The sequence below is a fragment of the Microcella alkaliphila genome, from assembly GCF_002355395.1.
In the GTDB taxonomy this organism is placed as follows: Bacteria; Actinomycetota; Actinomycetes; order Actinomycetales; family Microbacteriaceae; genus Microcella; species Microcella alkaliphila_A.
Window position 1 is genome coordinate 2,285,856 of the sequence record NZ_AP017315.1, and the last position, 26,077, is coordinate 2,311,932.

The 26,077-nt window shown below is 64.0% G+C and carries 24 protein-coding genes; 9 read left to right on the plus strand and 15 right to left on the minus strand.

Annotation, left to right across the window (positions count from 1 at the left end; all coding sequences use genetic code 11):
• Positions 1 to 6 precede the first annotated feature (6 nt).
• Together CPY97_RS11190 and CPY97_RS11195 are read right to left on the minus strand one after the other, a co-directional pair.
• On the minus strand, positions 7 to 3,150 hold the full coding sequence (locus CPY97_RS11190; protein ID WP_096422777.1) for a glycosyltransferase: 3,144 nt from the start codon (positions 3,148 to 3,150) through the stop codon (positions 7 to 9).
• Positions 3,151 to 3,456, minus strand: coding sequence for a hypothetical protein (locus CPY97_RS11195; RefSeq protein WP_096422779.1), 306 nt, complete (start codon positions 3,454 to 3,456; stop codon positions 3,151 to 3,153). It lies immediately after the preceding gene.
• 158 nt (positions 3,457 to 3,614) lie between these two features.
• On the opposite strand from CPY97_RS11195, the gene CPY97_RS11200 reads away from it, so the two are divergent.
• From CPY97_RS11200 to rfbD, 6 genes are all read left to right on the plus strand, one after another.
• The gene (locus tag CPY97_RS11200; RefSeq protein WP_150129266.1) at positions 3,615 to 4,703 is read left to right on the plus strand and encodes a class I SAM-dependent methyltransferase; all 1,089 of its coding nucleotides are present in this window, start codon (positions 3,615 to 3,617) and stop codon (positions 4,701 to 4,703) included.
• 406 nt (positions 4,704 to 5,109) lie between these two features.
• A complete protein-coding gene (locus CPY97_RS11205; RefSeq protein ID WP_231923925.1) occupies positions 5,110 to 6,441 on the plus strand; it encodes an ISL3 family transposase in 1,332 nt (443 codons plus the stop codon).
• Positions 6,442 to 6,795: 354 nt separating this feature from the next.
• Complete coding sequence (locus CPY97_RS11215) at positions 6,796 to 7,248, plus strand: DDE-type integrase/transposase/recombinase (RefSeq protein WP_269457853.1); 453 nt, start codon at positions 6,796 to 6,798, stop codon at positions 7,246 to 7,248.
• A 51-nt stretch (positions 7,249 to 7,299) separates the two neighbouring features.
• Positions 7,300 to 7,530 (plus strand): integrase core domain-containing protein, encoded by a 231-nt coding sequence (locus CPY97_RS13900; RefSeq protein WP_419866125.1) that lies wholly within the window; start codon positions 7,300 to 7,302, stop codon positions 7,528 to 7,530.
• A 102-nt stretch (positions 7,531 to 7,632) separates the two neighbouring features.
• On the plus strand, positions 7,633 to 8,628 hold the full coding sequence (rfbB, locus tag CPY97_RS11225) for a dTDP-glucose 4,6-dehydratase (RefSeq protein ID WP_096422787.1): 996 nt from the start codon (positions 7,633 to 7,635) through the stop codon (positions 8,626 to 8,628).
• Positions 8,625 to 9,479 (plus strand): dTDP-4-dehydrorhamnose reductase, encoded by an 855-nt coding sequence (gene rfbD, locus CPY97_RS11230; protein WP_096422789.1) that lies wholly within the window; start codon positions 8,625 to 8,627, stop codon positions 9,477 to 9,479. The genes rfbB and rfbD overlap by 4 nt, the downstream gene beginning before the upstream one ends.
• Here rfbD and CPY97_RS11235 read toward each other — a convergent pair.
• Positions 9,476 to 10,489, minus strand: a complete 1,014-nt coding sequence (locus CPY97_RS11235) for a glycosyltransferase family 2 protein (RefSeq protein ID WP_096422791.1) — start codon at positions 10,487 to 10,489, stop codon at positions 9,476 to 9,478. The genes rfbD and CPY97_RS11235 overlap by 4 nt on opposite strands.
• A gap of 65 nt (positions 10,490 to 10,554) precedes the next feature.
• On the opposite strand from CPY97_RS11235, the gene CPY97_RS11240 reads away from it, so the two are divergent.
• Positions 10,555 to 11,451 (plus strand): glycosyltransferase family 2 protein, encoded by an 897-nt coding sequence (locus CPY97_RS11240; RefSeq protein ID WP_096422793.1) that lies wholly within the window; start codon positions 10,555 to 10,557, stop codon positions 11,449 to 11,451.
• Here the strand turns inward: CPY97_RS11240 and rfbC are convergent.
• Entirely contained in the window at positions 11,411 to 12,031 is a 621-nt protein-coding gene (rfbC, locus tag CPY97_RS11245; RefSeq protein WP_096423639.1) for a dTDP-4-dehydrorhamnose 3,5-epimerase, read from the minus strand. The two genes, CPY97_RS11240 and rfbC, sit on opposite strands and share 41 nt — an antisense overlap.
• A gap of 41 nt (positions 12,032 to 12,072) precedes the next feature.
• Here rfbC and CPY97_RS11250 point away from each other — a divergent pair, with 41 nt between their 5' ends.
• Positions 12,073 to 13,242 carry a glycosyltransferase gene (locus CPY97_RS11250; protein WP_150129267.1) on the plus strand — a complete coding sequence of 390 codons (1,170 nt, stop codon included), beginning with the start codon at positions 12,073 to 12,075 and terminating at the stop codon, positions 13,240 to 13,242.
• 45 nt (positions 13,243 to 13,287) lie between these two features.
• On the opposite strand, the gene CPY97_RS11255 is transcribed toward CPY97_RS11250, so the two are convergent.
• The 7 genes from CPY97_RS11255 to CPY97_RS11285 all read right to left on the minus strand — a co-directional run bounded on the left by CPY97_RS11255 (position 13,288) and on the right by CPY97_RS11285 (position 20,628).
• Positions 13,288 to 14,175, minus strand: a complete 888-nt coding sequence (locus tag CPY97_RS11255) for an NAD(P)-dependent oxidoreductase (RefSeq protein ID WP_096422797.1) — start codon at positions 14,173 to 14,175, stop codon at positions 13,288 to 13,290.
• Position 14,176: 1 nt separating this feature from the next.
• On the minus strand, positions 14,177 to 14,812 hold the full coding sequence (locus CPY97_RS11260) for a DAK2 domain-containing protein (RefSeq protein WP_096422798.1): 636 nt from the start codon (positions 14,810 to 14,812) through the stop codon (positions 14,177 to 14,179).
• A 6-nt stretch (positions 14,813 to 14,818) separates the two neighbouring features.
• Complete coding sequence (locus CPY97_RS11265; RefSeq protein ID WP_096422799.1) at positions 14,819 to 15,820, minus strand: dihydroxyacetone kinase subunit DhaK; 1,002 nt, start codon at positions 15,818 to 15,820, stop codon at positions 14,819 to 14,821.
• A complete protein-coding gene (locus tag CPY97_RS11270; protein WP_096422801.1) occupies positions 15,817 to 16,830 on the minus strand; it encodes an ABC transporter permease in 1,014 nt (337 codons plus the stop codon). Before CPY97_RS11270 ends, CPY97_RS11265 begins: the two co-directional genes overlap by 4 nt.
• A gap of 128 nt (positions 16,831 to 16,958) precedes the next feature.
• Positions 16,959 to 18,002, minus strand: a complete 1,044-nt coding sequence (locus tag CPY97_RS11275; RefSeq protein ID WP_096422803.1) for an ABC transporter permease — start codon at positions 18,000 to 18,002, stop codon at positions 16,959 to 16,961.
• A 2-nt stretch (positions 18,003 to 18,004) separates the two neighbouring features.
• Positions 18,005 to 19,519 carry a sugar ABC transporter ATP-binding protein gene (locus CPY97_RS11280; protein WP_231923937.1) on the minus strand — a complete coding sequence of 505 codons (1,515 nt, stop codon included), beginning with the start codon at positions 19,517 to 19,519 and terminating at the stop codon, positions 18,005 to 18,007.
• 71 nt (positions 19,520 to 19,590) lie between these two features.
• Complete coding sequence (locus CPY97_RS11285) at positions 19,591 to 20,628, minus strand: autoinducer 2 ABC transporter substrate-binding protein (protein WP_096422805.1); 1,038 nt, start codon at positions 20,626 to 20,628, stop codon at positions 19,591 to 19,593.
• A gap of 374 nt (positions 20,629 to 21,002) precedes the next feature.
• Here CPY97_RS11285 and CPY97_RS11290 point away from each other — a divergent pair, with 374 nt between their 5' ends.
• Positions 21,003 to 21,761 carry a DeoR/GlpR family DNA-binding transcription regulator gene (locus CPY97_RS11290; protein ID WP_096422807.1) on the plus strand — a complete coding sequence of 253 codons (759 nt, stop codon included), beginning with the start codon at positions 21,003 to 21,005 and terminating at the stop codon, positions 21,759 to 21,761.
• 25 nt (positions 21,762 to 21,786) lie between these two features.
• Here CPY97_RS11290 and CPY97_RS11295 read toward each other — a convergent pair whose 3' ends face one another.
• Genes CPY97_RS11295 through CPY97_RS11310 form a run of 4 tightly spaced genes read right to left on the minus strand, consistent with a single transcriptional unit; the run spans position 21,787 to position 26,063 of the window.
• Positions 21,787 to 23,112 (minus strand): LCP family protein, encoded by a 1,326-nt coding sequence (locus CPY97_RS11295; RefSeq protein ID WP_096422809.1) that lies wholly within the window; start codon positions 23,110 to 23,112, stop codon positions 21,787 to 21,789.
• Positions 23,109 to 23,627 carry a 5-(carboxyamino)imidazole ribonucleotide mutase gene (gene purE, locus CPY97_RS11300; RefSeq protein ID WP_096423643.1) on the minus strand — a complete coding sequence of 173 codons (519 nt, stop codon included), beginning with the start codon at positions 23,625 to 23,627 and terminating at the stop codon, positions 23,109 to 23,111. The genes CPY97_RS11295 and purE overlap by 4 nt, the downstream gene beginning before the upstream one ends.
• A gap of 8 nt (positions 23,628 to 23,635) precedes the next feature.
• A complete protein-coding gene (locus tag CPY97_RS11305) occupies positions 23,636 to 24,736 on the minus strand; it encodes a 5-(carboxyamino)imidazole ribonucleotide synthase (RefSeq protein ID WP_096422811.1) in 1,101 nt (366 codons plus the stop codon).
• 34 nt (positions 24,737 to 24,770) lie between these two features.
• Positions 24,771 to 26,063 carry a UDP-glucose dehydrogenase family protein gene (locus CPY97_RS11310; RefSeq protein WP_096423645.1) on the minus strand — a complete coding sequence of 431 codons (1,293 nt, stop codon included), beginning with the start codon at positions 26,061 to 26,063 and terminating at the stop codon, positions 24,771 to 24,773.
• Positions 26,064 to 26,077 lie beyond the last annotated feature (14 nt).

Consider the following 26,077-nt stretch of genomic DNA (forward strand, 5'->3'; position numbering starts at 1 on the left):
GCCTCCTCAGCGGCTGGGAAGAATCTCTTCCAGCCACGAATCAAGGACACCCTGCTGCTTCAGCGAGCGTTCTTCCCGCGCGTACCTTGCGAGCTCAGCTGACGGCATGAACCGCGCCTCCGAAGAGGCCTCTGCGATCGCCGACGACCAGCTGTCCACTGTGTTGTCACACACCGTGAGCCCGCGATCGGCCAGCAACGCGTACGGACCGATGTTGCTCGCAATCGAGCCCAGGTTAAGGAAGGTGTACTCAAGCACCTTGAGGTCGCTCTTCGCAAGATTGAAAGGGTCATCTGCAAGGGGAGCTACGCCTCCGTGCCAATGACGTCGGTTGCGGGTCAGTGCCAGCCAATGGGCGAAATCGCGATAAGCGAGGGAGCCACGGGGTACATGGATTCGGTTGAACCATGTCTCGTCCGCCTCGGTCACACCGATTACGTCCAGTTCGATCCTTAGCGCAGGGTGCTGGCCCAGGGCTTCAAATACGGGCTTCAGAAGCTCAAGGTCCTCCGCATGAGTATTCGTGCCCCAATAGACCCACCGCACAAGTCGCTTACGGCGGATACGCCAAGGGGATCTCTTCTGCGAAGGTTCGCCAGGCGACCAGGCCGATTCGTCAACGAGATTCGGGTGAACGATGACGCGATGAGCGCCAAGCTTCCGAGCGCTTCGCCCGAGCTCTTCCGTGCTGACGACAACAGAGTCGGAGATACTCAAGAGCCGCCGTGCAGAGGCCACCGTGTCTGGAACCGATCGCTCCGTTGCCGCCTCTGAGTACAAGTCGTCGTCAAAATCTGCCGTAATTCGGATACCTCGAGCATCGGCGATCTTTCGGAGGGATTCGGAGTTGGCTGCCTTGAGCGCGTCCCTTTGGACCAGCATGCTGTCGAACGGAGTCGGATCCAGGCCAAGTGCATAGTCGATCGGATCGAACGCTCGAAACGCCACGGTAGGACTATCGAAGTACCTCTGTAGCTTGCTCTCGATTCGGACGAAAGGCGCCCCCCGTCCGGACGCCGTTGCCACCCCGACTGTCTGAGGCTGAACCATCCTCGACGCACGCGCATACAGGTCCAAATACTCGCCGGCCATAGTCGTCCGGCTCCGCGATACGACTACTGGAGGAGCTGGAAGCTCGAGGCTCTCCCCCCGCAGCAACGTTTGCGCGGATGCACGAAGAAAGTCAACGAAGTCCTCCGGCTTGTCGACATCGAAAAGCACTCCCCCACCCTTCTCCCTAACTCGGTCACCCACGGCACCAAGATCAGTTGACAGCACCGTCAGGCCCATGGACCACAGCTCAGACAGAGTGTGAGAGAACGTCTCTGGTGCGATGGAAAAGATGCCCCCGAGGTCCGGAGAAATCGACTCAACCAAAGCTCCGAAGTCATCGCGGGCGTACGGTCCGTGGTCTACTGCTAGTGGGTGGACCTTTGCCGACATCTTCCCCGCAAGGTGCCACTCTACGAGCGGGCTCGTCGCCTCAATAAGCTCGGCAACCAGGCCCGCGCCCTTCTGCAGCCCCCAGTTTGCAGGGCAAAATATCCGCAGGGGGCCAGCGGGACGATCCGTCTTGTCGCCGCGGAAAGCCGCGCGCGATAGGTCATCCCGACCGTGCTCGATGACGACAACTTTGCTCGACAGCTCAGGGAAGTGCTGAGTGTAAACGTCGCGCGCTGACACCGTTGTCGCAACAACCGATTGGGCGCCTGCAAAGACCTTCTGCGCCCGTTCCCTCCAACGGTAAACACCGTCATGCTTGAGGGAAACGGCGTCCGCGACGAAGGTGGATGGCAAGCTACAGCGCGAGTTTCCCGGGGTGCACACCCCGCCGCAGTATTTGCCTTCACCGTCGATGAGATTCACTGAAGGGCACACGTAGTAGAAGTCATGAGTCGAGACGATGAAGGGGATTCCCAATCTCTCGAGCACCGTGGGGAGCGTCTCGAGCGGCTGATTGATGAGATGCCTGATGTGCACCAGTTCGATCGAGTACATTGCGAAGATTCGCGCAAGAAAGACGGCGAGATCAGTTCTCCAGGTGTCGGCGATCCGAAGTTGGGGCTTGAGGTTGAGGGATTCGACCACCCTCGGTAGGCCACCGTTGACCGTCGAGAACTCGACTCTTGATGGGCTCACGGTGAGGAGGAAAGACTCCTGATCGTGCTCGAGAGCGGTCATCAAGTCGATGTTGGTGGCGGGCGTTCCACCGCCTGACATGTGCACCACATATGCGCGTCGCGGCTTCGAGACCGAGGCTCGAGTCGCGGACTGAATGGCGACGAAGTGCTCACGCATCTCCCGCATCGCCGGTGAACTCATCCATTCGCGAACGTCACGTCGATAGTGCGGCCACGCAGAGTCGACTGTCTTGCCAGCCTGTTCCATCAACTGCTCGCGCTCAGGGCCGAAGCTGGCACCCTTCTCGTGATGCACCATCACTTGTGGCGCGATTGCTAGGGTCCACCCGCGCTCACGAGCACGCATCGACCAGTCGTTCTCTTCTCCATAGCCTCGAGGGAATCGGTCTTCATCGAAGGTGCCCACATCACCCAAAGCATCGCGCCTGAGGTAGACGCAGAAACCGTGAATTGTGGCAGCTTCGATCGTGATCTGCGGTGTTCGCTGTAATACGGCGCGACTCGTGTTGCGCCAGCCGTACTCGCTCGACCAATCGTTGTACTGGCCAGCAACCGGCACAGCCAAAGCACCAGCGTTATCCGAAACCGCAGATACGGCGGCGACCTTCGCGCCTGAATACGCCGCCAACCTCAATCTCTGAATCCAGAGTGGCCCCACCTCTGTGTCGCTGTTGAGCAAGATGACGTCCGTCTCGCCGGCTTCAGCGAGCCCACGGTTGACGGTCTTGGTGTAGCCCAGATTCTCCTCATTCTTGAGAACTCGCAGCCGCGGTATGGACTGGTACGAGCTAAGGATTCGCTGGGTATGGACGTCAGGAGAAGCGTCGTCAATGACGATCACTTCTAGACCATGCGGCAAATCCGTCGCCAGAACCGAGTCCAAACAACGCTTGACAACATCGCCGCCGTTGTAGACGGGGATGACGACCGTTACGTCCCGCGCTGACGCAAGGAGACCGAGGGCGTGATTGGCGTCTAGATGCTGGATCTTGCGAACTTCGCCGAGCACCTACTCAGCCCCCCGCTGTGAACCTCTGAGCCGCGCACGCAACCTGGCGAGACGAGGTTTTACCTTGACGTAGGCGGGCTCGAAGGGTCGAACTGCCGCTAGCGCGAACTTCACCACTCGCCGGTTGAGGATTGCCTCGGCCTCGCCAGGAGGCCTCGTCGCGACAGTTGCATTCACCACGCTGGCGGACAAACGACGGGCCCGGTCCTGCGCGACCGCCCGATACTCTTCGACGAGCAGGATGAGTTCTTCCCGCGTCAGGCCCTCGAGAACCGCCCGTGGAACTTCTTCGCGCTCAGACGTCATGAGGTTCAGCCTACTTTCCCTCGCGCCCTCCCGTTTCGACGGAGGTCGGGCCCGTTGTCCAGTCGTTTACCTAGCCGCCCAGCATTATTCACCTTCGCCCATCGCGAGCGTGTGGTCCGCCCCGACGTCGGGGCAGGTGTGCCACTATCCTCGATCCTGTGACCAAGCCGACGCACGACCGTGTCCCCAATGCCTTCCCGGCCCTACCGGCGAACACCCGCGTCGATTCGTCGGCGGGAACGCTAGAGGGCCACTGGTCACCCAGCCAATTGGCAATGCTCGCCGCGCTGCGCCAGACCAAGTACCGCGTCAAGTCAGCGTGGAGTGGCCACCTTCCCTTCGCGTTCTCGATCGTGGCGTTGCACCGACCGCGACGCCTCGTAGAGCTGGGCACGCATCGCGGCGCGAGCTTTTTCGCATTCTGTGAGGCGATGAAGGAGTTCGACGTTGACGGCCAATGCATTGCCATCGATCATTGGCTGGGCGATTCACAAGCTGGCTCCATGGGTGACGAAGTCTTCGAGTCAGTGGGTCGCGTCTTGCGCAAGGACTTTGCCGACCTAGCGTCGACTCTCCGCACGAGCTTCTCAGACGCAGCTCCTCACTTCGAAGATGGCTCTGTTGACCTCCTCCACATCGACGGCTTTCATACGTACGATGCGGTCACGACTGACTACGCCACCTGGTTGCCAAAAATGTCTGACCGGGGCGTCATCTTGTTTCATGACATCAATGAACACCAGGAGTCTTTCGGGGTATGGCGACTGTGGTCGGAGCTAACCCGGGCATATCCAGCAAGGACTTTCGCTTTCGGACATTCGCATGGACTGGGAGTGCTCAGTCTTGACGACGACGCCAGCTCAACCGTGAATCGCTTTCTGTTAGAAGCTGCTTCTGCAGAGACGGGAACATTCCTACAGCAATTCTTCACCACAGCAGCACTAAGCCAGGAACGCGCGCGTTTGGTGACGGCCGGCGCTATTGAAAGAGAGCGCAACCGTGCGAACAAGTTGAGCGGCGACGCTTTTGCCACTCGCCAGCAGGAGGGACTCGCGCATCGCTCCGCAGATATAGAGGCGGCAAAGGCGGAGGAGATTGAAGCTATAAATGCTGCTCACGAGGCTGAGCTTCAACAGGTGGTCGCCCGGCATGAAGCGATCGTCACCGCAATCACATCAAGTCGGTCCTGGCGCGTAACTGCTCCACTTCGATGGATGTCGCGGGGTCTTCGCGGTGGTCGAGCTTAGGTTAGTGCGCCCGCTCGCGGCGCAGGGCGAAGTACCCGGAAATTCCCTCTTCGTGCGCAAGTGCCACGTAATTGGCGTCCTCTGAGATCGCTGCCAACCCAGTCCCGCCCAGCATTGAATGGAGCCTGACCCGGTTTCCCGGACACTTGAGTCGAGACGATAATCGTCTCGGTAGGAGTCCGTGAGGCCTGCTGCCCACCCGCCGGAGTTCCGGCGTCGAACCCTGGATTTGGTCGCGCAGGGAAACCCGGTCGCGCAGACCGCCCGCGATCTCGGGATTAGCGGCTCTTCGCCGTTGAGTGTGGGTGGCGGGTGACGCGCCGGTAGCCGGGGCTGCTGGGGCGATGGGTCGAGGTCCTCGAGGATCAGAGGACTCTTACCTCTTCTGATCGCGAGGACCCCGACTATGACCGAGCCTACGACGTGCTGCCGAGCCGACGGCAACTATTGCAACCGCTGCGATCTTCTCCTGGGCCTGGAGGGGTTGCGGGTGATTGCGGTTGAGCGCCGCGGCCTGGGATCGCTGACCGTGACGGTCGAGTCCCCACCTGGTCCGGCCGGCTGCCCAGGCTGCGGTGTCCTCGCGACCGGTCACGGGCGCGCGCCGGTGCCTCTGGTGGACGCACCCGCGATGGGCCGTCCGGTCCAACTGCTCTGGCGAAAGCGTCGGTGGCGCTGCGCGGAAGGTGCATGCGAGGTCGTCACGTTCCTCGAGCAGGACCACACCGTCGCGTTGCCGCGCGCAAAGCTGACCACTCGGGCGGCGTGGTGGGCGATCGAGCAGATGCGCCGCGAACACGCCTCGGTGAACGGTATCCGCCGGCAGTTGGGCACCAGCTGGCGAACAGTTTGGGAGACGATCAAGCCACTGCTGCAGATCGCCGAGGCGGATCCGGCTCGCTTCGATGGCGTGACCGTGTTGGGTGTTGATGAGCACGTCTGGCATCACGTGTCGACCAAGCCGATCAACGTCGGCGGGCGGGGGCCAAAGGAGCTCACCGGCATGGTCGACCTGACCCGTGATGCGGCGGGCCGCACCCGCGCCAGGCTGCTGGATCTCGTCCCGGGCCGCTCGGGTGAGGCTTACCGGGCATGGCTACAGGGGCGCGGCCCCGATTTTCGTGACCGGGTGAAGATCGCAACCTTGGATCCGTTTCGCGGTTACAAGAACGCCATCGATGATCAACTCGACGACGCGCGCGCCGTGCTCGACGCATTCCACGTCGTCAAGCTCGGAACCAAGGTCGTCGACGATGTCCGCCGCCGCGTGCAACAGCAGCTCCACGGCCACCGAGGGCGCAAGGGTGACCCGCTCTATGGGATCCGGAACCTCCTGCGGGCAGGCGAGGAACACCTCACCGAACGGCAACGCACAAGACTCGCCCGCGCTTGGGCCGCCGACGAACAGCATGTTGAAGTCGAGGTCGCCTGGCACTGCGCGCAACAACTGCGATCCTGCTACCACCAAGCCGGTCACCGCGAAGGTCGCGTGATCGCCGAACAGGTGTTGAGGTCGTTCTTCACCTGCCCGATCCCGGAGGTCGCACGCCTGGGCCGGACGCTGCGAACCTGGCGAGACGAGTTTCTCGGCTACTTCGACACCGGCGGCGCGAACAACGGGGGCACCGAAGCGATGAACGGCCTGATCGAGCTCCACCGACGCATCGCCCGCGGCTTCCGCAACCGAGACAACTACCGCCTCCGGATGCTCCTCATCGGCGGCGGGCTATTCGCATGACCCACACTCAACGGCGAAGAGCCGGATTAGCGAGTCCTGTCTTCGCAACTGGATGCACCGCGACGCGGTTGACCTCGACCGCAAACCTGGCGTGACCTCCGATGTGCATCGGGAGCGGGTCGAGTTGCGGCGCCGGTTGCGGGTGCTGGAGATGGAGAACGAGATCCTCAAGCGCGTGTCGGCCTATTTTGCGCGGGAGAACCTGCTCCCAAAGTTGGGTTCCCGCTGGTCCAGGAGTTGAGCCGCGACGGGATCCACGTCGCGGGGGCCTGCCGGTTCCTGAAGATCCCAACGTCTGGCTACTACGACTAGGCGAGCTGGCCGCCATCGGCGTGCGCGATCGCGGACGCGGAGCTGACGACCACGATCGGACGGATCCACGCTAACTTTCGAGCAAACTATGGTGCGCCGCGGGTGCTGGCCGAGTTGCGGCTCGGGCTCGGCATTCGCGTCGCCCGCAAACGCGTCGCCAGGCTGCTGCGGCAATACGGGTTGGTCAGCGTCTCCCATCCTCGCAAGCGGCGAGGCTGGAGGCTGGACACGGCCACACACGAGGATCTCGTGAAACGGCAGCTCCGCGCCGATGGGCCGAACCGGCTCTGGTTCTGCTGCAATGCGCAACACCGCGCGAGAGACGGCTGGGTTTACTGCGCCGCCGTCATCGACGCATACTCACGCCGGATCGTTGGCTGGTCGATCAGCGATCAGATCGCCGCGGAGATCGTCGTCGATGCGCTGGAGATGGCCCGGTGGCGGCGCCGACCTGAACCCGGGACGGTCGTTCACGCGGACAGCGGAGCGCAATAAACGCCCCGGCTCGTCGGGCACCGGCTCCGCCAAGCTGGCCTGCTCGGCTCGATAGGCAGAGTCGCGTCCAGCGTTGACAACGCGCTCATCGAGTCGTTCTGGTCAACGATGCAACGCGAGATGCTGGACCGCACCGTGTGGGACTCCAGGACGCAGCTCGCGTCAGCCATGTTCGAGTGGATCGAGGGGTCCTACAACCCTCGCCGTCGGCACACTAGCCTCGGCAACCTCAGCCCTGCCGAGTTCCAAGCCCTTCACACCACCGCCGCAACATCGGCATGATTAACAACATAGGGACCGTCCGGGAAATCGGGTCAGGCTCCGTCAGGCATCACAGGTCTCGCGCCTCGTCAGGTACCGAGAACGGACGGTAGTGTCGAGGACGTGAGACTCCTCGTAACCGGCGGAGCCGGCTTCATCGGCTCGAACTTCGCGCACCACGTCATCGAGCACACAGACCACCACGTGACGGTGCTCGACAAGCTCACCTACGCCGGCAACCTCGCCTCGCTCGGCGGCCTGCCCGCTGACCGTTACACCTTCGTCAAAGGCGACATCGGCGACACCGCGCTCGTCGACGAACTCGTGACTGACGCCGACGCAGTCGTGCACTACGCCGCCGAGAGCCACAACGACAACTCGCTCGCCGACCCGCGCCCCTTCCTCGACACGAACATCATCGGCACATACACACTGCTCGAAGCGGTCCGTCGCCACGGGAAAAGGTTTCACCACATCTCGACCGACGAGGTCTACGGCGACCTCGAACTCGACGACCCGAACCGATTCACCGAAGCGACCCCGTACAACCCGTCGTCTCCCTACTCGTCGACGAAGGCGGGCAGTGATCTGTTGGTGCGCGCCTGGGTGCGCTCGTTCGGCGTTCAGGCGACGATCTCGAACTGCTCGAACAACTACGGGCCGTACCAGCACGTCGAGAAGTTCATCCCGCGTCAGATCACCAATGTGCTGCGCGGCGAGCGCCCGAAGCTGTACGGGGCGGGGCTGAACGTGCGCGACTGGATTCACGCCGACGACCACTCCTCCGCCGTGCTCACCATCCTCGAGAAGGGCGAGATCGGTGAGACGTACCTCATCGGAGCCGACGGTGAGAAGAACAACAAGGAGGTCGTCGAGCTGATCCTCACCCAGCTCGGCCAGCCCGCCGACGCCTACGACCACGTCACCGACCGCCCCGGGCACGACCTGCGCTACGCGATCGACTCGAGCAAGCTGCGCGACGAACTCGGCTGGCAGCCCCGCTACACCGACTTCACTGCCGGGCTCGCCGCCACCATCGACTGGTACCGCGACAACGAGGCCTGGTGGGCCCCGCAGAAGGATGCGACCGAGGCGCGCTACGCGGCGCAGGGCCAGTGACGCGCATCCTGATTACCGGCGCCGGCGGGATGCTCGGCCGCGACCTGCAGACCGCGCTCGGTGGCCGCGCGGTCACCGCCGCGACCCGCGCGGACCTCGACATCACCGACGTCGAGGCCGCCGCCGACGCGGTCGCCGGGCACGGTGTTGTCGTGAACTGTGCCGCGTACACGGCGGTAGACGCGGCTGAAAGCGACGAGCAGGCGGCGCACCTCATCAACGCGACGGGCGCCGAGAATCTGGCCCGCGCATCCGCCCGCCACGGCGCACGCCTGATTCAGCTGTCGACCGACTACGTGTTCGCCGGCGACGCGACGACTCCTTACTCAGAAGATGCGCCGCTCGCGCCGGTGTCGGCCTACGGCCGCACGAAGGCCGACGGTGAGCGCCTCGCACGCGCCGCCCACCCCGCGGGCACAATCATCGTGCGCACGGCGTGGCTGTACGGCCAGCACGGGCCCAACTTCGCCGCCACCATGCTGAGGCTCGCGGCGGAGCGCGAAACCCTCACCGTCGTCGATGACCAGCGCGGGCAGCCCACCTGGACGGCCGACCTCGCAGCGCAGATCGTGGCGCTCATCGACTCCCCCGTGACGTCGGGCGTCTTTCACGGCACAGCCGCGGGCGAGACGACGTGGTTCGGCTTCGCGCGGGCCGTGTTCGAGAATGCCGGCCTCGACCCCGAGCGGGTGCAGCCGACAGACTCGTCGAGCTTCGTGCGCCCGGCACCCCGCCCCGCGTACTCGGTGCTCGGGCACGACGCGTGGGCCGCCGAGGGCCTCCCGACTCCGCGCAACTGGCGCGCAGCTCTCGACGCGGCCTTCGCTGCGGGCGCCGTTAGGACGCCCTAGAGCGGTCGGGTCGTCGCCGGCTGCGCGAGGTCGCGCGCGACGTCGATGAGGCCGCGGTTGTAGCGGTGGTACCGCCCGCCCACGGCGGCTGCCGCGACCCGCGGCACGCGCGCGACGCGGCTCACCGGTAGCGAGGCCCGCCACCGCTCATGCGCCAACTTACGGTGCAGCGTCTCGCGAATGCGCGCGTTGGCCACCTCGGGATGCGCGTCAGCAAACTCCGCGATACTCGCGGCCCGCGCGATCAACCGTGCCGCTCGCTCATCGCGCGCCTCCGTCAGCTTCTGCCTGCGACGCTCCCAGTCGACGGCGCTCGCCCCGATCTGGTTGCCGCCGTGCTGCCGGTAGTCAAGCAGCGGCTCGGGCACGAGTCGCACGCCACCCGAGAGCGCCGCAACCATGGCGAACCACTCGTCGTGAATCCACCCCTCACCGATCGGAAGCGCCCCGCGCGCAAACGGGCCCCGCATCACCGCGGTCGCCCCCGTGATGAGGTTGCGACGTAGAAGCACGTCAAACGCGTGGCCGCTCGTCAGGGCGTTGCGCTCTCGGACCGTCGCATCCAGGGTGTCTAGAAGCAAACCGCCCGTGGGCACGCCGTCGGCGTCGACGAGTCGGGCGTCCGAGTGCACGAGCATCACGGCCGGGTCGGAGAACACCGGAATCAACCGGGCCAACCGGTCGGCGGGCCAGACGTCGTCCTGGTCGCTGAGAGCAACAAGGTCGCCGGTTGTCCGCGCGACGGTATCTTCGAAATTCTTCGCGACGCCGAGCGGGGCCTCGCGGCGCACGATCGTGAGGTCGATCTCGAGTCCGCGCCCACGAGCATCCGCCACCGCCGCCTCGATGACGGCAACGGTGCCGTCGCGAGACGCGTCGTCACCGACCACGATCTCGTCGACCGGCACAGTCTGATTCAGGATGCTCGTCACCTGCTGCCCGACAAACCGCTCACCATTGTGCGTGCACAGCGCCACGGACACGGTGGGTCGGTCGGCGGGACGGCTCATGCGCCCAGCCTAGAAGCTCGCTCCGCGGCAGGCGGCCCGCCCCGGCCGAGTAGCATGGCGACACGATGGGTGCGGCCGAGAACGAGCACGGTGACGCGGCGACGCTCGCCGTCGTGACGGTCGCGTACCGCTCTGACGAGGTGCTCCCGACGTTCCTGCGCTCGATTCCCCCGGCGTCGTCCGAGCCGGTCACCGTCGTCGTCGTCGACAACGCACCCACCGCTGGCGACGCGCGTTCTCATGCCGAGGAATGTGGCGCCCAGTATCTCGCGCTCGCGGCGAACCCGGGCTACGGCGGTGCGGTCAACGCCGCCGTCAAGACGCTGCCGGCATCCGTCGAATGGATTCTCGTCAGCAATCCCGACGTCGTGCTGGGGGCCGGGGCTATCGACGAGTTGCTCGCCGCCGCACGGGCGAGTGACCGGGTCGGCAGTGCGGGGCCCACGGTTCTCGGTGGTGACGGAGCGCTATACCCGTCGGCCCGCTCGGTGCCGTCCATCCGCACGGGTGTCGGCCACGCCCTCTTTGGCCGGGTGTGGCCGTCGAACCCGTGGTCGGCGCGCTACCTCGGCACGCGGCGCGCGAGCGACGGAACGGCTGACGTGGGGTGGCTGTCAGGCTCGTGCGTACTCGTGCGCCGCGCCGCGTTCGACGAGGTCGGCGGCTTCGACGAGGGATACTTCATGTACTTCGAAGACGTCGATCTGGGCTTTCGGCTGGGCCGCGCCGGCTACGTCAACCGGTTCGTTCCCGGCGCGGTGGTCACCCACACCGGCGCCCACTCCACCTCGGGTGACGAGTCAGCCCGCATGATTCAGGCGCACCACGACAGCGCGAAGCGATTCCTCGCGCAAAAGTATCCGGGCCGCATGCTCGCCCCGATTCGTGGGATGCTCGGCGTCGGCCTCGACATCCGCTCCGCTATTGCGCGGCGCGCCACCGCTCGTCGAGCGACGCGGTGAACGCCGTCGCCGCCGCGTAGCTCGGCAGCAGACCGTCGCGCTCGGCCTGCTCGAGCGTCGGGGCGTCAGTGTCTTTCGGCGACAGGAGGATCTCGCCAATGTCGGTCGGAAATTCGAGCCCGATCGTCTCGTCGACCGGGGTGATGCCGTGTTCGCGGGTCGGCGAGTAGGTTTCGCTCACGAGGTAGGTGACCGTCGTGTTGTCCTCGAGCGCGACGAAGGCGTGGCCGAGACCCTCCGCGATGTAGAGCGCGCGTCGGTTGTCGGTGTCGAGGCGCACGGCCTCCCACTGCCCGAAGGTTGGTGAGCCGACTCGTATGTCGATGACGTAGTCGAGAATCGCGCCCGAGAGCACCTGCACGTATTTCGCCTGACTCGGCGGCACATCGGCGAAGTGGATTCCCCGCACAACGCCACGCTTCGACACCGAGCCGTTGCCCTGCTTGAGGTCGATCGGGTGACCCACGGCCTCTGCGAGAGCGTCGAACCGGTACCACTCCCAGAAGACGCCCCGGTCATCAGGAAACTGGCGCGGGGTGACCTCGACGGCGCCGTCAATCGAGAGCTTGCGAATCTGCATGTTCACAAGCCTAGAGTGGGCGCGCTCAGCGCTGGCTATCCTTGACCGGTGACCCCGAGCATCCGTACTGCCGCATGATCGCGCTGCGCGTCGTCCTCGACGGCGTCAGCGCCGAACCGGCAACCGGGGTCGGCCTGCACGCCCTCGAACTGACCCGTGGCCTCATCGAAACCGCGCCGCGCGGGTGCGAGGTGCGCGGCTTCACGCCCTCGCTGCCTGACAGCGAATACGACATCATCGCCGAGAGGCTGCCCGGCCTCAGCACCCTCGACAAGAGCGCGCTCGACCGGCGTCAGCTGGCCGCCGCGTGGCAGCACGGGTTCAGCCGGCTGCCCGGGTCGGGGCCGATGCATGCCCCCAGCCTCTTGGCACCGCTCTACCGGCATGATCGGGTCGACGACCCCAACGAGCAGATCATCGTCACCATTCACGACACGGCTGCCTGGTCGCACCCCGAAGTGCTCACCAGCCGCGGAGTCGCCTGGCACCGCGCCATGGCGCGCCGCGCCCACAAGTACGCCGACGCGGTGGTTGTGCCGAGCCACTCGGTCGCCGACGAACTCGCCGACATTCTCAGCTTCGGCGACCGCATTCGCGTCATCCCCGGGGCCGTGGGTCGCGCCTTCCGGGTACCCGACGACGCCGATGCGGTCGCGCGCCGCCTCAGCCTGCCGTCGACGTTCATCGCGCTGACCGGAACCGTCGACCGCCGCAGTGGGCTCAGCTCGATCATCGACGCGCTCAGCCTCCCCGATGCCCCCGACCTGCCGCTCGTCGTCTTCACCGATTCAGGGTCGGGGAGCGCCCTGGATGCGGCGATCGCCGACTCCCCCGCCCGGCGCAACCGCCTTCTCGTGCTCGACGGACTAGAGGCCCACGAGCGCGCTGTCGTGCTGGACCGCGCCCTCCTCGCCATCGCGCCCCTGCTCGCCGACAGCTTCGTCATCGCGGCGCTCGAGGCGATGACGCTCGCCACGCCCCTCGTGCATACCGATCAGCCGGCGCTGCGAGAAACCGTCGGAGACGCGGGCCTGCTCGTCGAATCGGACTCCGTCGCTGACCTAGCGGAAGGGCTGGCGGCGCGCCTCAGCGAGCTCGCCTCCGACACCGAAGCACGAACCGTGCTCGGACTCGCCGGGCAGGACCGTGCCCGGGCCTTCACCTGGCGTGATGCTGCCGAAAAGACCTGGCAACTGCACGCCGACCTATAGATGCCTCGGCCCGGAGGAGCCAACACCCCTACTACGCCGCCTCCACTATCGACTCAGAGAGACATCGGCGCGGGCAGCAATGGCTTTGATCAGCGCGGACGCGTTCTCGGCGCCGAATCCGGCTGCTATCGCTTCATCGACGTAACCAGCGGCAACCTCGAGCCCGGCTATAGGGCTTTCACACTCCGCCGCAAAAGCCTTGATCAGCCGTGTGTCCTTTTGCATCAGCGCGAGCGCGAAGGAGGGCGAGTAGTCGCCCTCCAGGACCGCGGGACCGACGCCGTCAAAGATCGGTGAACGGAAGTCGGTGACCGAAAGCACCTCCAGGACGGCACCCAAATCGAGCCCCGCCTTATGCGCGAACGTGAGTGCCTCACCGAGAGCAAGCAGCTGCGACGCCACGATGAGATTGCCGACGAGTTTCATGCGAACCCCGCTACCGGGCCCACCCACGTGGTGAACAGAGCTACTAATGGCATTGAGAACGCCTCGCGCAGCCTCCACGACGTCCGTCTCGCCGCCGGCCACGACCCAGAGACCGCCCTGGCGTGCTTCACCCTTCGAACCAAATACGGGGGCATCGACGAAACGAACATTCCGCTGGTCGAACGACGCTCGTTCCTCCGCGCTCACCTCCGGACTGATGGTCGAGAGGTCCACCACGATCGAGTTGGCTGAGACGATCTCGGCGAGACCCTCCTGGCCAAGAACGACGGCTCGAACGGCGGCATCATCGGCAAGGCAGTAGAGCACGAAGTCAACCTCGGCCACGGCATGTTCAACCGACTCAGCCTCCACAGCCCCCTCGGCAACCAGATCGGATGCACGGCCCGCCGTGCGATTCCATACGGTCACCGTGTGCCCGGCCTTCAAAAGGTTGTGGGCCATACCGTGACCCATCACGCCCAACCCCAACATCGCAACCGTCGCCATATCAGTTCACCGTCGCGTGGCTCGGGGAATTTGCGAGCTTCCATGACTGCAGAAAACGCAAGTAAGCGGTGGCCCCGGGATCCTGCAAGCCGATGCTGCGGTCCTGCAGCCACGAGGCCCGGCCCCGCCGAGACTGAAGTTCCTTCGACGTCATGACGCCCCGCTCAGCAGCAGCGATAGCAGCGTCGATCCGCTTTGCTGCGCCTTCCGTGTTGCGCAGCGCCTCGGCCGCGGGGAACATTGCGTCCAAAATCGTCTTGTCGCCGACTTGAGACTTGCCCCGCTGACTGATGGATTCGGCCGCCGCTAGAGCAAACGCGTTGACCATCTCAGAATCAACCTTTTCAGCGTCGCCCCAGACTCGAGACCCTGCCAGCAAAGCGCCCGCCACTAGTGCTGCCATCGTGGAGGGATTGGCGTTGGCGAAGGCTTTTGCGCAAGCGAGAACCACTTCAGTCGGCTTCGCATCAGACGGGAGCTGCTCGAGCGCCTCCAGCGCCGCTTGTGCACCCAACGAGACCGTGATGCCGAGATCCCCGTCCCCCAGCGCCTGGTCGAGATCTCCTAATTCATCCGCGTACCCAGGAAACACCCCAAGGCAATTCCGGATCGCCAGGTTGAGTTCGTGTCCGTTCATCGTTGCTTATGCCTCTCGGAAGAAGGGGGATTCAGCCGGCGACTCAAGCAGCGCCAGTCGCTCGTCGGTCAACGCCAGGATGGAAATAGAAGCACCTGCCATTTCGAGGCTTGTCGCGTATTCACCGACGTAGCTCTTGGCGATGGTGATCCCCTGGGAACTCAACATCTGGTGGGTTTTGCGGAAGAGCAGGTACAGCTCCTCCAGCGGAGTTGCACCCATTCCATTCACTAGAACCGCAACGCGATCGCCCGATGTCACGCCCAGGTCGTCAATGAGGCGCCCGGTTAGGTGTTCAGCGATCTCGTCAGCAGTCTCCATAGATCCCCGATGAATACCAGGTTCGCCATGAATTCCAATTCCGATTTCCATCTCATCGTCGGCGAGCTGGAAACTAGGCTTCGCTGTTGTGGGAAGGATCGTCGGGGACAGTCCAACCCCCATCGTGGCGGTGTGATTGATGATGTCCTCTGCCACCGCAGCAACCTGGTCGAGGGAATCGCCACGCTCAGCAGCCGCACCAGCGGCCTTGAAGGCAAAGAAGATTCCCGCGACGCCGCGACGATCGGCCGCCCGCTCCTTCGGTTGGCTGGCGACATCGTCGTGCCCGAGCACGGTCACAGTGCGAATTCCCTCTAGTTCGGCCATGTCAGTCGACAGGTCGAAGTTGAATACGTCGCCTCCGTAGTTGCCATACAGGTACAACACCCCCGCGCCGCCGTCGACAGCTTTCGTGGCCTCGAGAATTTGTGCCGAAGATGGCGAGGAGAACACATTCCCGATAGCTACGCCATCGCATAGTCCCCGGCCGACGTAACCCTTGAACAGCGGCAAGTGACCCGATCCGCCCCCGGTGACGATTCCGACTTTGCCGGCGACCGGTGCATCGGCGCGCACCAATACGCGACGATCCGGCGTCGGCGCTTTTACTAATTCAGGATGCGCCAACAGAATGCCGTCGACGAATTCATCGACGAAATCTTTCGGGTCATTGATGATTTTCTTCACGATTGCTCCGAATCCTTCGTTACTGCCAGTGGCGTGGGTGGTGGTGTAGGCACGCGAGGTGGTGCCCCGCGAGACTTACGCAAACGTCGTTGAGCGCTGAGATAGTCGAGAATCATCACGCCGATCAGAATGACGCCCTGGGCGATGGCGTACTCGTACGACGACAGGCGTATCGCGGTGAAGCCGCTGGAGACAATCTGCAGAGCCATAGTTGCCAGAACTACGCCCGCGACCGAGGCGAATCCTCCGTTGGGATTCGTGCCCCCCAAGACCGCGATCACAATGACGAGCAACACGTACGAGGATCCATAGTCCGCGGATGCGGTGGGGTTCCGCGTCAGGAAGAGCACTCCGGCGATGCCCGCAAGTGTGCCTCCCATTGTGTAGGTGCTCATCAACACGGTTCGGCCACTTATGCCCGAGAAGCGAGCGGCCACAGGGTTTGCACCCTGAAGCTGTATCTTGCGCCCCAGAGGAGTCTTAGAGATAAAGAGCGCGACGACGACAGCGATGACTATGAAGACTACGAAAAGCAGAGGAACCGGGCCGATCGCAGTCCGTCCGAAATCAGTCAGGGCCTGCGGAGCGCCATAGAGAGTTGAACCGCCTGTCACGACGATCGCAATTCCGTTGAGAATCTGCATCGTGCCCAGCGTCGCGAGAATTGGCGTAATCCCCACGCCGCTCACGAGGACTCCATTGAGAACCCCGCAAGCGACACCCATGGCGATACCCGCCAACAAAATCGGAATGGTCAGGCTCTCCGCGAGAGCCTGATCTGTCGATGCGACGGCTGAGTACAGCATGACCACTGTGATCGCCGACAAGTTTGCGATCGCCACGAGGGAAAGATCGATACCGCCGGTGAGCATGGCAAGCATCATTGCGATGGCGAGGATGCCGATCTCGGGAGCGGCTACACCCATATTCTGCAGATTGATGGGGCTGAGAAACACGCGCGGGTTCAGTGTGGCGAAGATCGAGAAGACGAGGAGCACGGCGATGACCATCCGCCCCGTCTTCCTGTTGCCAGCGCGATCAATGACGCCCCGTGCGAAGGCACTCGCCTGCTCATTGAATCGAGCAGCTACCCCATGAGACGCGCTTTCAGCGGGCCGCTCCGGCGCCGTTCGTTGACTCACGATGCGCCACCCTTCACGACGTGTTCAGCCTTGGGTTCGTCGAGCGTATGCACCCGCCGCGCCTTCTTTCTGGCGGTGACCGCTTGAACACCGACGCCGACGATGAGGAGGAAGCCGACCGCAGCGCGCAACCAAGCGCTGGGAACACCGGCCAGCAGCAGACTGTTGTTGATTACCTGAATGAGAAGGACGCCCATCACCGTGCCGAGCACCGACCCGCGGCCACCGAAAATTGAAGCCCCGCCCAGCACCACAGCAGCAATGATGTCCAGCTCATTTCCGACGAGATCTTGTGGGTTGGCGCTGCGCCCCATCACCATGTGAGCGATGCCTGCGATCGCCGCTAGGACGCCAACGAGCACATACATGAGAATTTGCGTCCGCATGACGCGAAAGCCCGCGCGCCGTGCGGCTTCAGCGTCGCCGCCGATCGCATACAGGGAGCGTCCAAACATGGTCTTGGTGAGCATCCACCAGACCAGAACACTGAGACCGATGGCCACGACCGCCATCACATGGAGTGACGCGCGCCCCGTCTCTGTCCTGAAGTCAAGGACGGAGAGAGAGGACAGCGCCGCGAGGGATGGGGGAAGTTGCGCGTAATAGGTTGCCCCGATGTAGGTGTACATGACACCGACGAAGAGACCCTGCGTACCCAGGGTGACAATTAAGGTAGGGAGGCGGTAACGGGCTATGACTACGCCGTTTATAAGACCCAACACGGCACCAATGGCCAGCGCGAGAGCGATGATGACGAGAGCTGGCAGCTCTGGGGCCGTGGTGATCGCAAACGAGACGGCGGTATACGCCGAAAAGATTGCCACGGCCGCAAACGAGACGTCGATACCGCCCGAGACGATCACGATAAGTACTGCGAGGGCGAAGATGAGTGGAACAGTCGCGCTACGGAGGATCGAAAAAGCTGTCCCCACTGTGAAGAAAGCGGGGCTCAGCGTCGACATCGTCACGAACAAGGAGAGAAGGACAAGCGCGAGAATGCCCTCGTTATTGGGCCCGCGCAGTCGGCGAAGCGTGTCCATAATCAGGCCGCCATCCTTTCCTGGATAGCCCCAGCACTTATTTCGTCGCCGGACAACTCGTGCTTAAGGCGGCCCTGGCCGACGACCAGAATTCGATGACAGCACGCGACGAGTTCGGGGGCGTCATCGGAGATTACGATGATCGCCATTCCTTGTTCCGCCGCGGCACGCAAAAGTGCGAGAATCTGCGCCTTGGAACCCACATCGACGCCCACGGTCGGCCCATTGAGAATCAAGACCTTCGGATCGGTTGCCAGCCACTTCGCGATAACCACCCGCTGGGCGTTGCCTCCCGACAAAGATCGCACGGGCGCCTCCGGGTTGGGGGCCTTGATGCTCAGCGACGAGAAAAGCCGCGTGATGGTGCCCGTCACCCGTCGTCGATCGAGAGCACGCCACCGATTACGGTGACGATCGAGAGAGGCCGCGATAATGTTGTCCGCAATCGGTTTCTCGAGAAACAGCCCCTGAGACAGTCTGTCCTCAGGCACATAGCCGATACCGGCTGCGACAGCGTCGCCGATGGATCGAATCGAAGAGACTCTCCCATCGACCGCAATGGTGCCGGAAGCGGCGGGCCGCACCCCAAAAATAGCCTCCGCAATCTCCGTGCGTCCCGAGCCCAGAAGCCCCGTGACGCCGACGATCTCTCCTGGACGGACAGCGAAACTGACATCGTGAAAAGCACCGGGCAAGTCAAGGTGGCTGACTTCGAGACGGGGTGCGAGATTCTCGTCGAGGACTGCCACATCGCGCGATTCATCGAGCACTCGCCCGGTCATGTGCTCTGCGATAGAGCGTCGGTCGAAGGACTCGACGAGACCCGTTGTCACGACACGACCGGATCGCATGATGGTGACGCGCTGCGAGATGGCGAGTACCTCTTCAAGTTTGTGAGAAACGAAGACCACTGACACGGCCTTGGCACGCAAACGATCCACCAAAGCGAAGAGTTGAGTCACCTCAGTGTGGGTGAGTGCTGTCGTGGGCTCGTCCATGATGATGACCCGAGCGTCATTGACGAGAGCGCGACAAATGGCGGTGAGCTGCTTGTCTGCAACAGAAAGCTCACCCACCTCGCTATCGAGGTCGAGATCGAGTTGCAGTTCGTCAACGATCGCTCGGGCTCTTGGCCGGATCATCCGCGCTCGGTACAGCTTCTGCCTACTTGCCACCTCTGCCGTCAAGACAATGTTCTCGGCCACGGTCAAGTTGGGGAAAAGGGAAAAGTCTTGGTAGATAACCTGAACACCCCTGGTGATGGCGTCGGTCGCGTTCATTCTCGAGTGCTTCTCGCCATCGATTATGACGTGGCCACCGTCTGGTCGCTCAACACCGGAGATCACCTTGATCAGCGTGGACTTGCCGCAACCGTTCTCGCCGGCCAGACAATGCACCTCGCCGGGTAGGAGGTCGAGCGATACGCCGTCGAGTGCCTGAACACCCCCGTACCGCTTCGTGATGTCACGAACCGAGAGGACCGGGGACGTCAAGTCCGTCGGGACAGAATCCATCATTGGCCTTCCTGGCGGGGAACTCCGGGAGCGCGCGAACGGACGCGCTCCCGGAGCTCGACTGGGTGAGGAGCTTAGAAGTTGTACTGAGCCGCAGTCTCTGCGTCGGCAGCCACAGAGGCGGCCCCCACAAAGACGTTGTCGTAGCCTTCCAGCTTCTTCAGGGAGGTGTAGCCCTCAATGCCGAGGTCGGTGCCGTCCTCAATAGTGCCGCCATCGGCCAGGATTCGTGCGATCTCCAGCTGAGCCTTACCTGCAAGGGCAGGGTCCCAGAAGAAGATCTTGTCGATCGAACCGTCAGCAAGATACTGATTTGCGACCGAGGGAATCGAGGTGCCCATCACGCAGACCTGATCCTCGAGACCGGCCTCCTGGACAGCGCGCCCGATACCCGGCACGTCGTTCCCAGCGGATCCCTGAAATCCCTTGATGTTCGGGTACTTCGCCAGGATTTCCTTGGCGCGTTCGTACGCGGTCTCTTGGTTGTCAGTGCTCTCGATCGGTTCCTCAACGCGCGTCATGCCGGGGAAGTTCTCGACCTGGTTGTCGTAGGCAGCACCCACCCACTCCATGTGGGTCTTGGCCGTGAAACCGCCCACGAACTGGACGTACTCGCCCTCGCCGCCCATGCACTCGGCGAGATTGTCCATGATGCTCGCGCCGTAGGAGAGGTTGTCGAATGCTTCGATGTTGATGTCAACGTTTTCGATACCCGTCGCCTCGTGCGACACCACAATGATCCCCTGCTCACGCGCCTGCGCAAGGACAGACTCGAGTGCCTCGGGCGAGTTCGGGACCACTGTGATGGCGGTCGGCTGCTGTGCAATGAGGTCCTGGATGATGGCAACCTGCTTCTCAGGGCTGACATCGTCAGCGCCCTCCTGGCGAGCGTCGATTCCCGTCTCGTCTGCGAACTCCCTGACGCCCACCGCCATTCGCTGGAACCACGGGATGGTCTGGGCCTTGACGACAGTGACCATGGTGTAAGCGTCACTGGCGTCATTGCCGCCGGGGGTAGGCTCTGCTCCGCCACCGACCGTAGTGCAGCCGGTGACGAGAAGCGCGGAAACGGCCGCGAGCGCGATGCCCTGGCCGAGACGAATGCGATCCATACGTTTACTCCTTTGTGAACGGTGACTGGCTGGCTTCGCCGCCAGGTGGTCGCGGCAATCTCAGACGATGCTGTGTCGGGATGTGTCGCTAGCTGAGGACGCTACGAGCACATGCGCACATTGTCAAGTGATAACGCGCAGAATAATGCGTGCATACGCGCATACGACACCTCAAGCGCGCAGAAATACGCATCTGGGCGCTCACGCCTTGCGCGCCGGCGGGATTAGCCGCGATTCACGCGTTGACTAGGTCATATTGTGGCTTCAGCAAGGTCGGGAGAGCGTGGGATTGCGCACTTTCGCGCGCTGCACGTGTGTTTGCCCTACCATGAGGTCTACGCTCAGAGCACCGAAACTCGACGAGGAGGGCATCAGTGTCACGCCAAGCTGAGATCGTTGACACCCTGCAGGACAAGGGGTTTCAGTCCGTGCACGACCTCGCCAGCCGGTTCGATGTCACTGCGTCGACGATTCGGCGCGACCTAGAGCAGCTCGAGACAATGGACCTGATCAAGCGCACACACGGCGGCGCTGTTCCGGTCAGGCAATCCGAAACGCCCCATCAGTTCAAGGAAGAACTTCACCGCGCCGAGAAGACGGCAATCGGGCGAGCCATGGCTGAGCGGATTCTCGAGGGGCAAACGGTCCTTCTCGACGGAGGAACGACCAATCTCGAGGTCGCTCGGAACCTCGACCATCAAACGCTTACCGTTGTGACGAATGATCTCCGAATAGCGGGCGAGATTGCGCGGAAGCAGTCGATACATCTTGTGTTTATCGGGGGAGAACTGTTACCCAATTCGTACACGATGTGGGGGCCAACCTCCGTTCAGCAGCTGTCGAACCTGCGTGCGGATGTCGCTGTGTTCGGCGCCGACACCGTGTGGGATGACGGACTCTACAACGCCAGTAGCTATGAGATTGAGCTCAAGCGCCTCATGCGATCGATCGCGAAAGAGGCGTTTTTCGTAGCTGACAGCTCGAAATTTGGTCGCGAGGCACTCTTCAAGGTCTTCGGAATGGAGTCTTTCACCGCAGGCATCACAGACGATCGGCTTGACCCTCTTCGCGCCTCACACTTCCCAATCCCAATCATTCAGGCAACGGTGAAAAGAAAGGGTGCGTTCCGCTGACGAGCCACAACGAGCACCCAGGGTGTCACTCGCCCGGATTTGTGGGCGGAGCTATGGCGTTCGTGACCATCCAGTGAATCTGGGCGTAGTCCGGGTTGACGTTGTCAACGGCGGGGGGCACCAGCTCGATGTCGGTGATCGGCAACTCGCGCGACTTCGCCGCGAGGTCGGCAAGCGTGCCCAGCATCGACCGAGGAATGTCGGTGATCACCGTCTCCTCGCTGGCGTCGGCGATCGCCTCGAACCGGGTGAACACCGTGAACGGGTCGAACTGCTGCAGCATCGCCTCCTGAATCTGCCGCTGGTGGGCCATGCGGTCAAAGTCGGTGAGGTTGTAGCGGTTGCGGGCGTACCAGAGCGCCGTGTAGCCGTTCATGCGCTGCTCGCCCGCCACGATCTCGCCGACGACCGGGCCACCGTTGATGCCGAGGGTCATCGGCTCGGCGTCGACGACGACTCCGCCCATCGCGTCGATGATCGACTCGAAGCCGTTCAGGTCGATCAGCACGACGAACTGCGCCTGGAGACCCGTGACGCCCTCGACAGCGTCGCGCGTCGCCTCGATGCCGGGCGTCGAGCCGTTCAGTCGGGCCTGCGGATACAGGTCGGGGCGCTCCTCCGCGTAGGGGTAGAGGTAGCTGATCAGACAGTCGTCGCCGCAGTTGTACCCGTTCGGCCAGTCGGCCCAGAGGGGCGAATCGTCGGCGAAGGGCGCGTTGTAGAGATTGCGCGGAATACCGATCATCGTGACCTCGCCCGTGTCGGCATCCACGCTTGCGAGCGTGATCGAGTCGGGGCGCAAGCCGAGGCGGTCGGGTCCGGCGTCGCCGCCGAGCAGCAGCACCGTGTAGCGGCCGTCGATGGGCTCCACGAAGCCGCCGCCGGCGAAAACCGAGCCGAGCGTGTCGCGCCCCACGCCCGTGAGGTAGGCGGCGTAGCTGGTGCCCCCAACGCTCACCGCAAGCGTGAGTGCGGTGAACACGAGCAGCCCGCCACGCGTGCGCCCCGGGGTCTTCACGAGACGAACCAACACGAGCGCGTTCAGCGTCGTGACCAGCCACAGACCGGCGAAAAACAGCAGGGCGAGCTGCAGCAGCCACAGCACCCACACGTTCGTGATGAGGGTCAGCGCGGCGGCACGGTTGAGGAAGTACAGCGCCGCGGCCGCCGCCATCGACCCCCAGAGGACGAGCGTCGCGCCGAGCGCGAAGCGCCCCCACCGGCGATTGCCCGCGAGCAGCTGCGCCGAGCCGGGCAGCAACACGTTCAGCCCGACCAGCCACCAGCCGCGACGAGCCATCAGCTCCGGCTGCCGCGTGTCCGGGTGCCGAATCGGCGAGGTGAGGCTCACCGCTCGCGCTTCGCGGCCGTCGCCTTCAACGACGCGTTCTTGGTGGCGACCATGTCTTCGAGAGAGCGAGCGAACGCATCCAATTTGGCGGCGATGTCGGCATCGGTCGCGCCGACCATGCGAGCGGCGAGGATTCCGGCATTGCGTGCGCCGCCGATCGAGACGGTCGCGACGGGGATGCCCGCGGGCATCTGCACGATGCTGAGCAGCGAATCCATGCCGTCGAGATACTTCAGCGGCACCGGCACGCCGATGACGGGGAGCGTCGTGACCGAGGCGATCATGCCGGGCAGGTGCGCCGCGCCTCCGGCGCCGGCGATGATCGCGCGGATGCCGCGACCGGCAGCCTCGCGTCCGTACGCAATCATGCGGTCGGGGGTGCGGTGGGCGCTCAGCACCTCCACCTCGCACGCAATGCCGAACTCGTCGAGGGCCGCAACGGCGTCGCCCATCACCGACCAGTCGGAGTCGGAACCCATGACGACGGAGACGAGAGGGGCAGCCACGGCGCCCAGGCTACCCGTCACGCGTCGAAGTGGGCGGCTGCGGCGCGCGCGCGGTACGCGGCGTCGTCGAGGTCGTCACCCATCGCCGTCACGTGACCGGCTTTGCGGCCCGGCCGCGGTGACTTGCCGTAGGCGTGCACCTTCGCCGACGGCTGGTGCCCGAGTGCTTGGGCTATCTGGTCGTCGGTGAGCCCGCCAAAGACGTTGATCATGACCGCGTGCGGGGCGACGAGTTCGGTGTCGCCCAGCGGCCAGTCAAGTACTGCGCGCAGGTGCTGCTCGAACTGACTGGTGACCGCGGCGTCGATCGAGAAGTGACCGCTGTTGTGCGGGCGCATGGCGAGCTCGTTGACCAGCACATGGCCGTCCATCGTCTCGAACAGTTCGACGGCGAGAACGCCCGTCACGCCCAGCCCGTGGGCGACGGTCGCCGCGATCTCGGCGGCACTGCGCTCGACGGCATCGGATGCGCGGGGTGCGGGAGCGAGCACCTCGGCGCACACTCCCCCCCTCTGCACCGTCTCGACGAGGGGCCACGCCCGCAGGTCGCCCGACGGCCGACGCGCGACGAGCTGCGCCAGCTCACGGCGGAAGTCGACGAGCTGCTCGGCGAGGACGGCGCCGTCGGCGAGCCAGTCGTCGGCCGCGTCGGCGCTGTCGACGACCCGCACCCCCTTGCCGTCGTATCCGCCGCGCGGGGTTTTCACGACCGCGCGGCCGCCGTTGTCGGCCAAGAACTGGGCTAGCTCGTCGCGGGTGGTGATGCGCGCCCACGACGGCACGGGAACGCCGAGAGCGGTGAGTCGCTCGCGCATGTGCAGCTTGTCTTGCGCCGCGGCCAACGCGTCGGGCCCCGGATGCACGCTCGCACCGTCGGCGACGAGGGCGCGCAACACGTCCTGCGGCACGTGCTCGTGGTCGAACGTGATGACGTCGCAGCCGGCGGCGAAGGCCCGCACCGTGTCGACGTCGCGATAGTCGCCCACCTGAGTGGCGGCGAGTCGAGCCGACGATGCCTCCTGCTCGGCCAGAACGCGAATCTCGATGCCGAGCGCCACGGCGGGCGGCACCATCATGCGGGCCAGCTGCCCGCCACCGATCACTCCGACGATAGGCACAGCAGTGCTCCTTCCCCATAGATGATCGGCTTCACTAGCGACCTAATCCCCGATAGGTCCAGCCGTGAGCCCGCCACTCAGAAGCATCGAGGCAGTTTCGACCATCGATGATCGTGCGCGCGGTGGTCCAGGTTGCCACCTCGGCGGGATCAAGTTCGCGGAACTCTCGCCACTCCGTAAGCAGGATCAAGATGTCAGCGCCATCGACCGCCGCCTTAGTGTTGACGCGATAGTCGAGAGCTGGAACACGGGCCTGCGCCGTGGGGATCGCTTCGGGATCGGTCGCTTGAACCGTGACGCCTCGTAGCGCCAACTGGGATGCGATATCAAGTGCGGGTGAGTCCCGCACGTCGTCGGAATCAGGTTTGAAAGCCAAGCCGAGAACGGCGACAACGGCGCCGCTCAGCTCGCTGCTGAGCTCTTCGGCCACCAGCTCCACGACCCGTCGGCGGCGTCGCAGGTTGACCTGGTCGACATCGTCGAGGAACGCGAGAGCGTGACCGACGCCGAGTTCCTCGGCGCGGGCCTGGAACGCACGAAGGTCTTTGGGCAGACACCCACCGCCAAAGCCCACACCCGCATTCAAGAACCGGCGGCCGATTCGCACGTCGTGACCGATCGCATCCGCCAAAGTGGTGACATCGGCTCCAGTGACCTCCGCGATCTCCGCCATCGCGTTGATGAACGAAATCTTCGTCGCAAGAAAGGCGTTCGCGCTGACCTTCACCAGCTCGGCCGTCGCATAGTCGGTGACGATGCGCGGCGTTCCGGTCGACAGCGGACGACGGTAAACCTCATCGAGAACGTCGGAGGCACGGTCATCACCGCGACGCACGCCGTACACGAGGCGGTCGGGTGTGAGGGTGTCGCTGACGGCGAAACCCTCGCGAAGGAACTCGGGGTTCCAGGCGAGCTCGGCACCTGTAGCCTCCACCTTTTCGGCGAGGCGCGCCGCGGTACCCACGGGCACGGTCGACTTGCCGACAACGAGGTGGCCGGGGCCAATGTGCGGCAGGAGGGCGTCGATCGACGCGTCGACGAATCGCATGTCGGCAGCGTTGCTGCCCTCGAGCTGCGGGGTGCCGACGGCGACGAAGTGAACGCGCGCGCGGCTGACTTCAGAGATGTCGGTCGTGAAGCGCAGGCGGCCGTGCTCAGTCTTTAAGAGTTCCGGCAGGCCGGGTTCGAAGAACGGCGCGCGCCCTTCGCTGAGGGCGTCGATCTTTGCCTGGTCGACATCGACGCCGATGACGTCGTGACCGAGTTCGGCCATGCACGCGGCGTGCACGGCACCGAGATAGCCGCAGCCAATGACGGAGATTCGCACGGAACGAGCGTAGT

What these genes read in the sequence shown, in the direction of transcription:
- CPY97_RS11195 (WP_096422779.1), bottom strand. Translation starts at nt 3,456, where the DNA reads ATGACGTCTGAGCGCGAAGAAGTTCCACGGGCGGTTCTCGAGGGCCTG.
- CPY97_RS11205 (WP_231923925.1), top strand. Translation starts at nt 5,110, where the DNA reads ATGACCGAGCCTACGACGTGCTGCCGAGCCGACGGCAACTATTGCAAC.
- CPY97_RS11235 (WP_096422791.1), bottom strand. Translation starts at nt 10,489, where the DNA reads ATGAGCCGTCCCGCCGACCGACCCACCGTGTCCGTGGCGCTGTGCACG.
- CPY97_RS11240 (WP_096422793.1), top strand. Translation starts at nt 10,555, where the DNA reads ATGGGTGCGGCCGAGAACGAGCACGGTGACGCGGCGACGCTCGCCGTC.
- rfbC (WP_096423639.1), bottom strand. Translation starts at nt 12,031, where the DNA reads ATGCAGATTCGCAAGCTCTCGATTGACGGCGCCGTCGAGGTCACCCCG.
- CPY97_RS11255 (WP_096422797.1), bottom strand. Translation starts at nt 14,175, where the DNA reads ATGGCGACGGTTGCGATGTTGGGGTTGGGCGTGATGGGTCACGGTATG.
- CPY97_RS11260 (WP_096422798.1), bottom strand. Translation starts at nt 14,812, where the DNA reads ATGAACGGACACGAACTCAACCTGGCGATCCGGAATTGCCTTGGGGTG.
- CPY97_RS11270 (WP_096422801.1), bottom strand. Translation starts at nt 16,830, where the DNA reads ATGGTCATCGCCGTGCTCCTCGTCTTCTCGATCTTCGCCACACTGAAC.
- CPY97_RS11275 (WP_096422803.1), bottom strand. Translation starts at nt 18,002, where the DNA reads ATGGACACGCTTCGCCGACTGCGCGGGCCCAATAACGAGGGCATTCTC.
- CPY97_RS11280 (WP_231923937.1), bottom strand. Translation starts at nt 19,519, where the DNA reads ATGATGGATTCTGTCCCGACGGACTTGACGTCCCCGGTCCTCTCGGTT.
- CPY97_RS11285 (WP_096422805.1), bottom strand. Translation starts at nt 20,628, where the DNA reads ATGGATCGCATTCGTCTCGGCCAGGGCATCGCGCTCGCGGCCGTTTCC.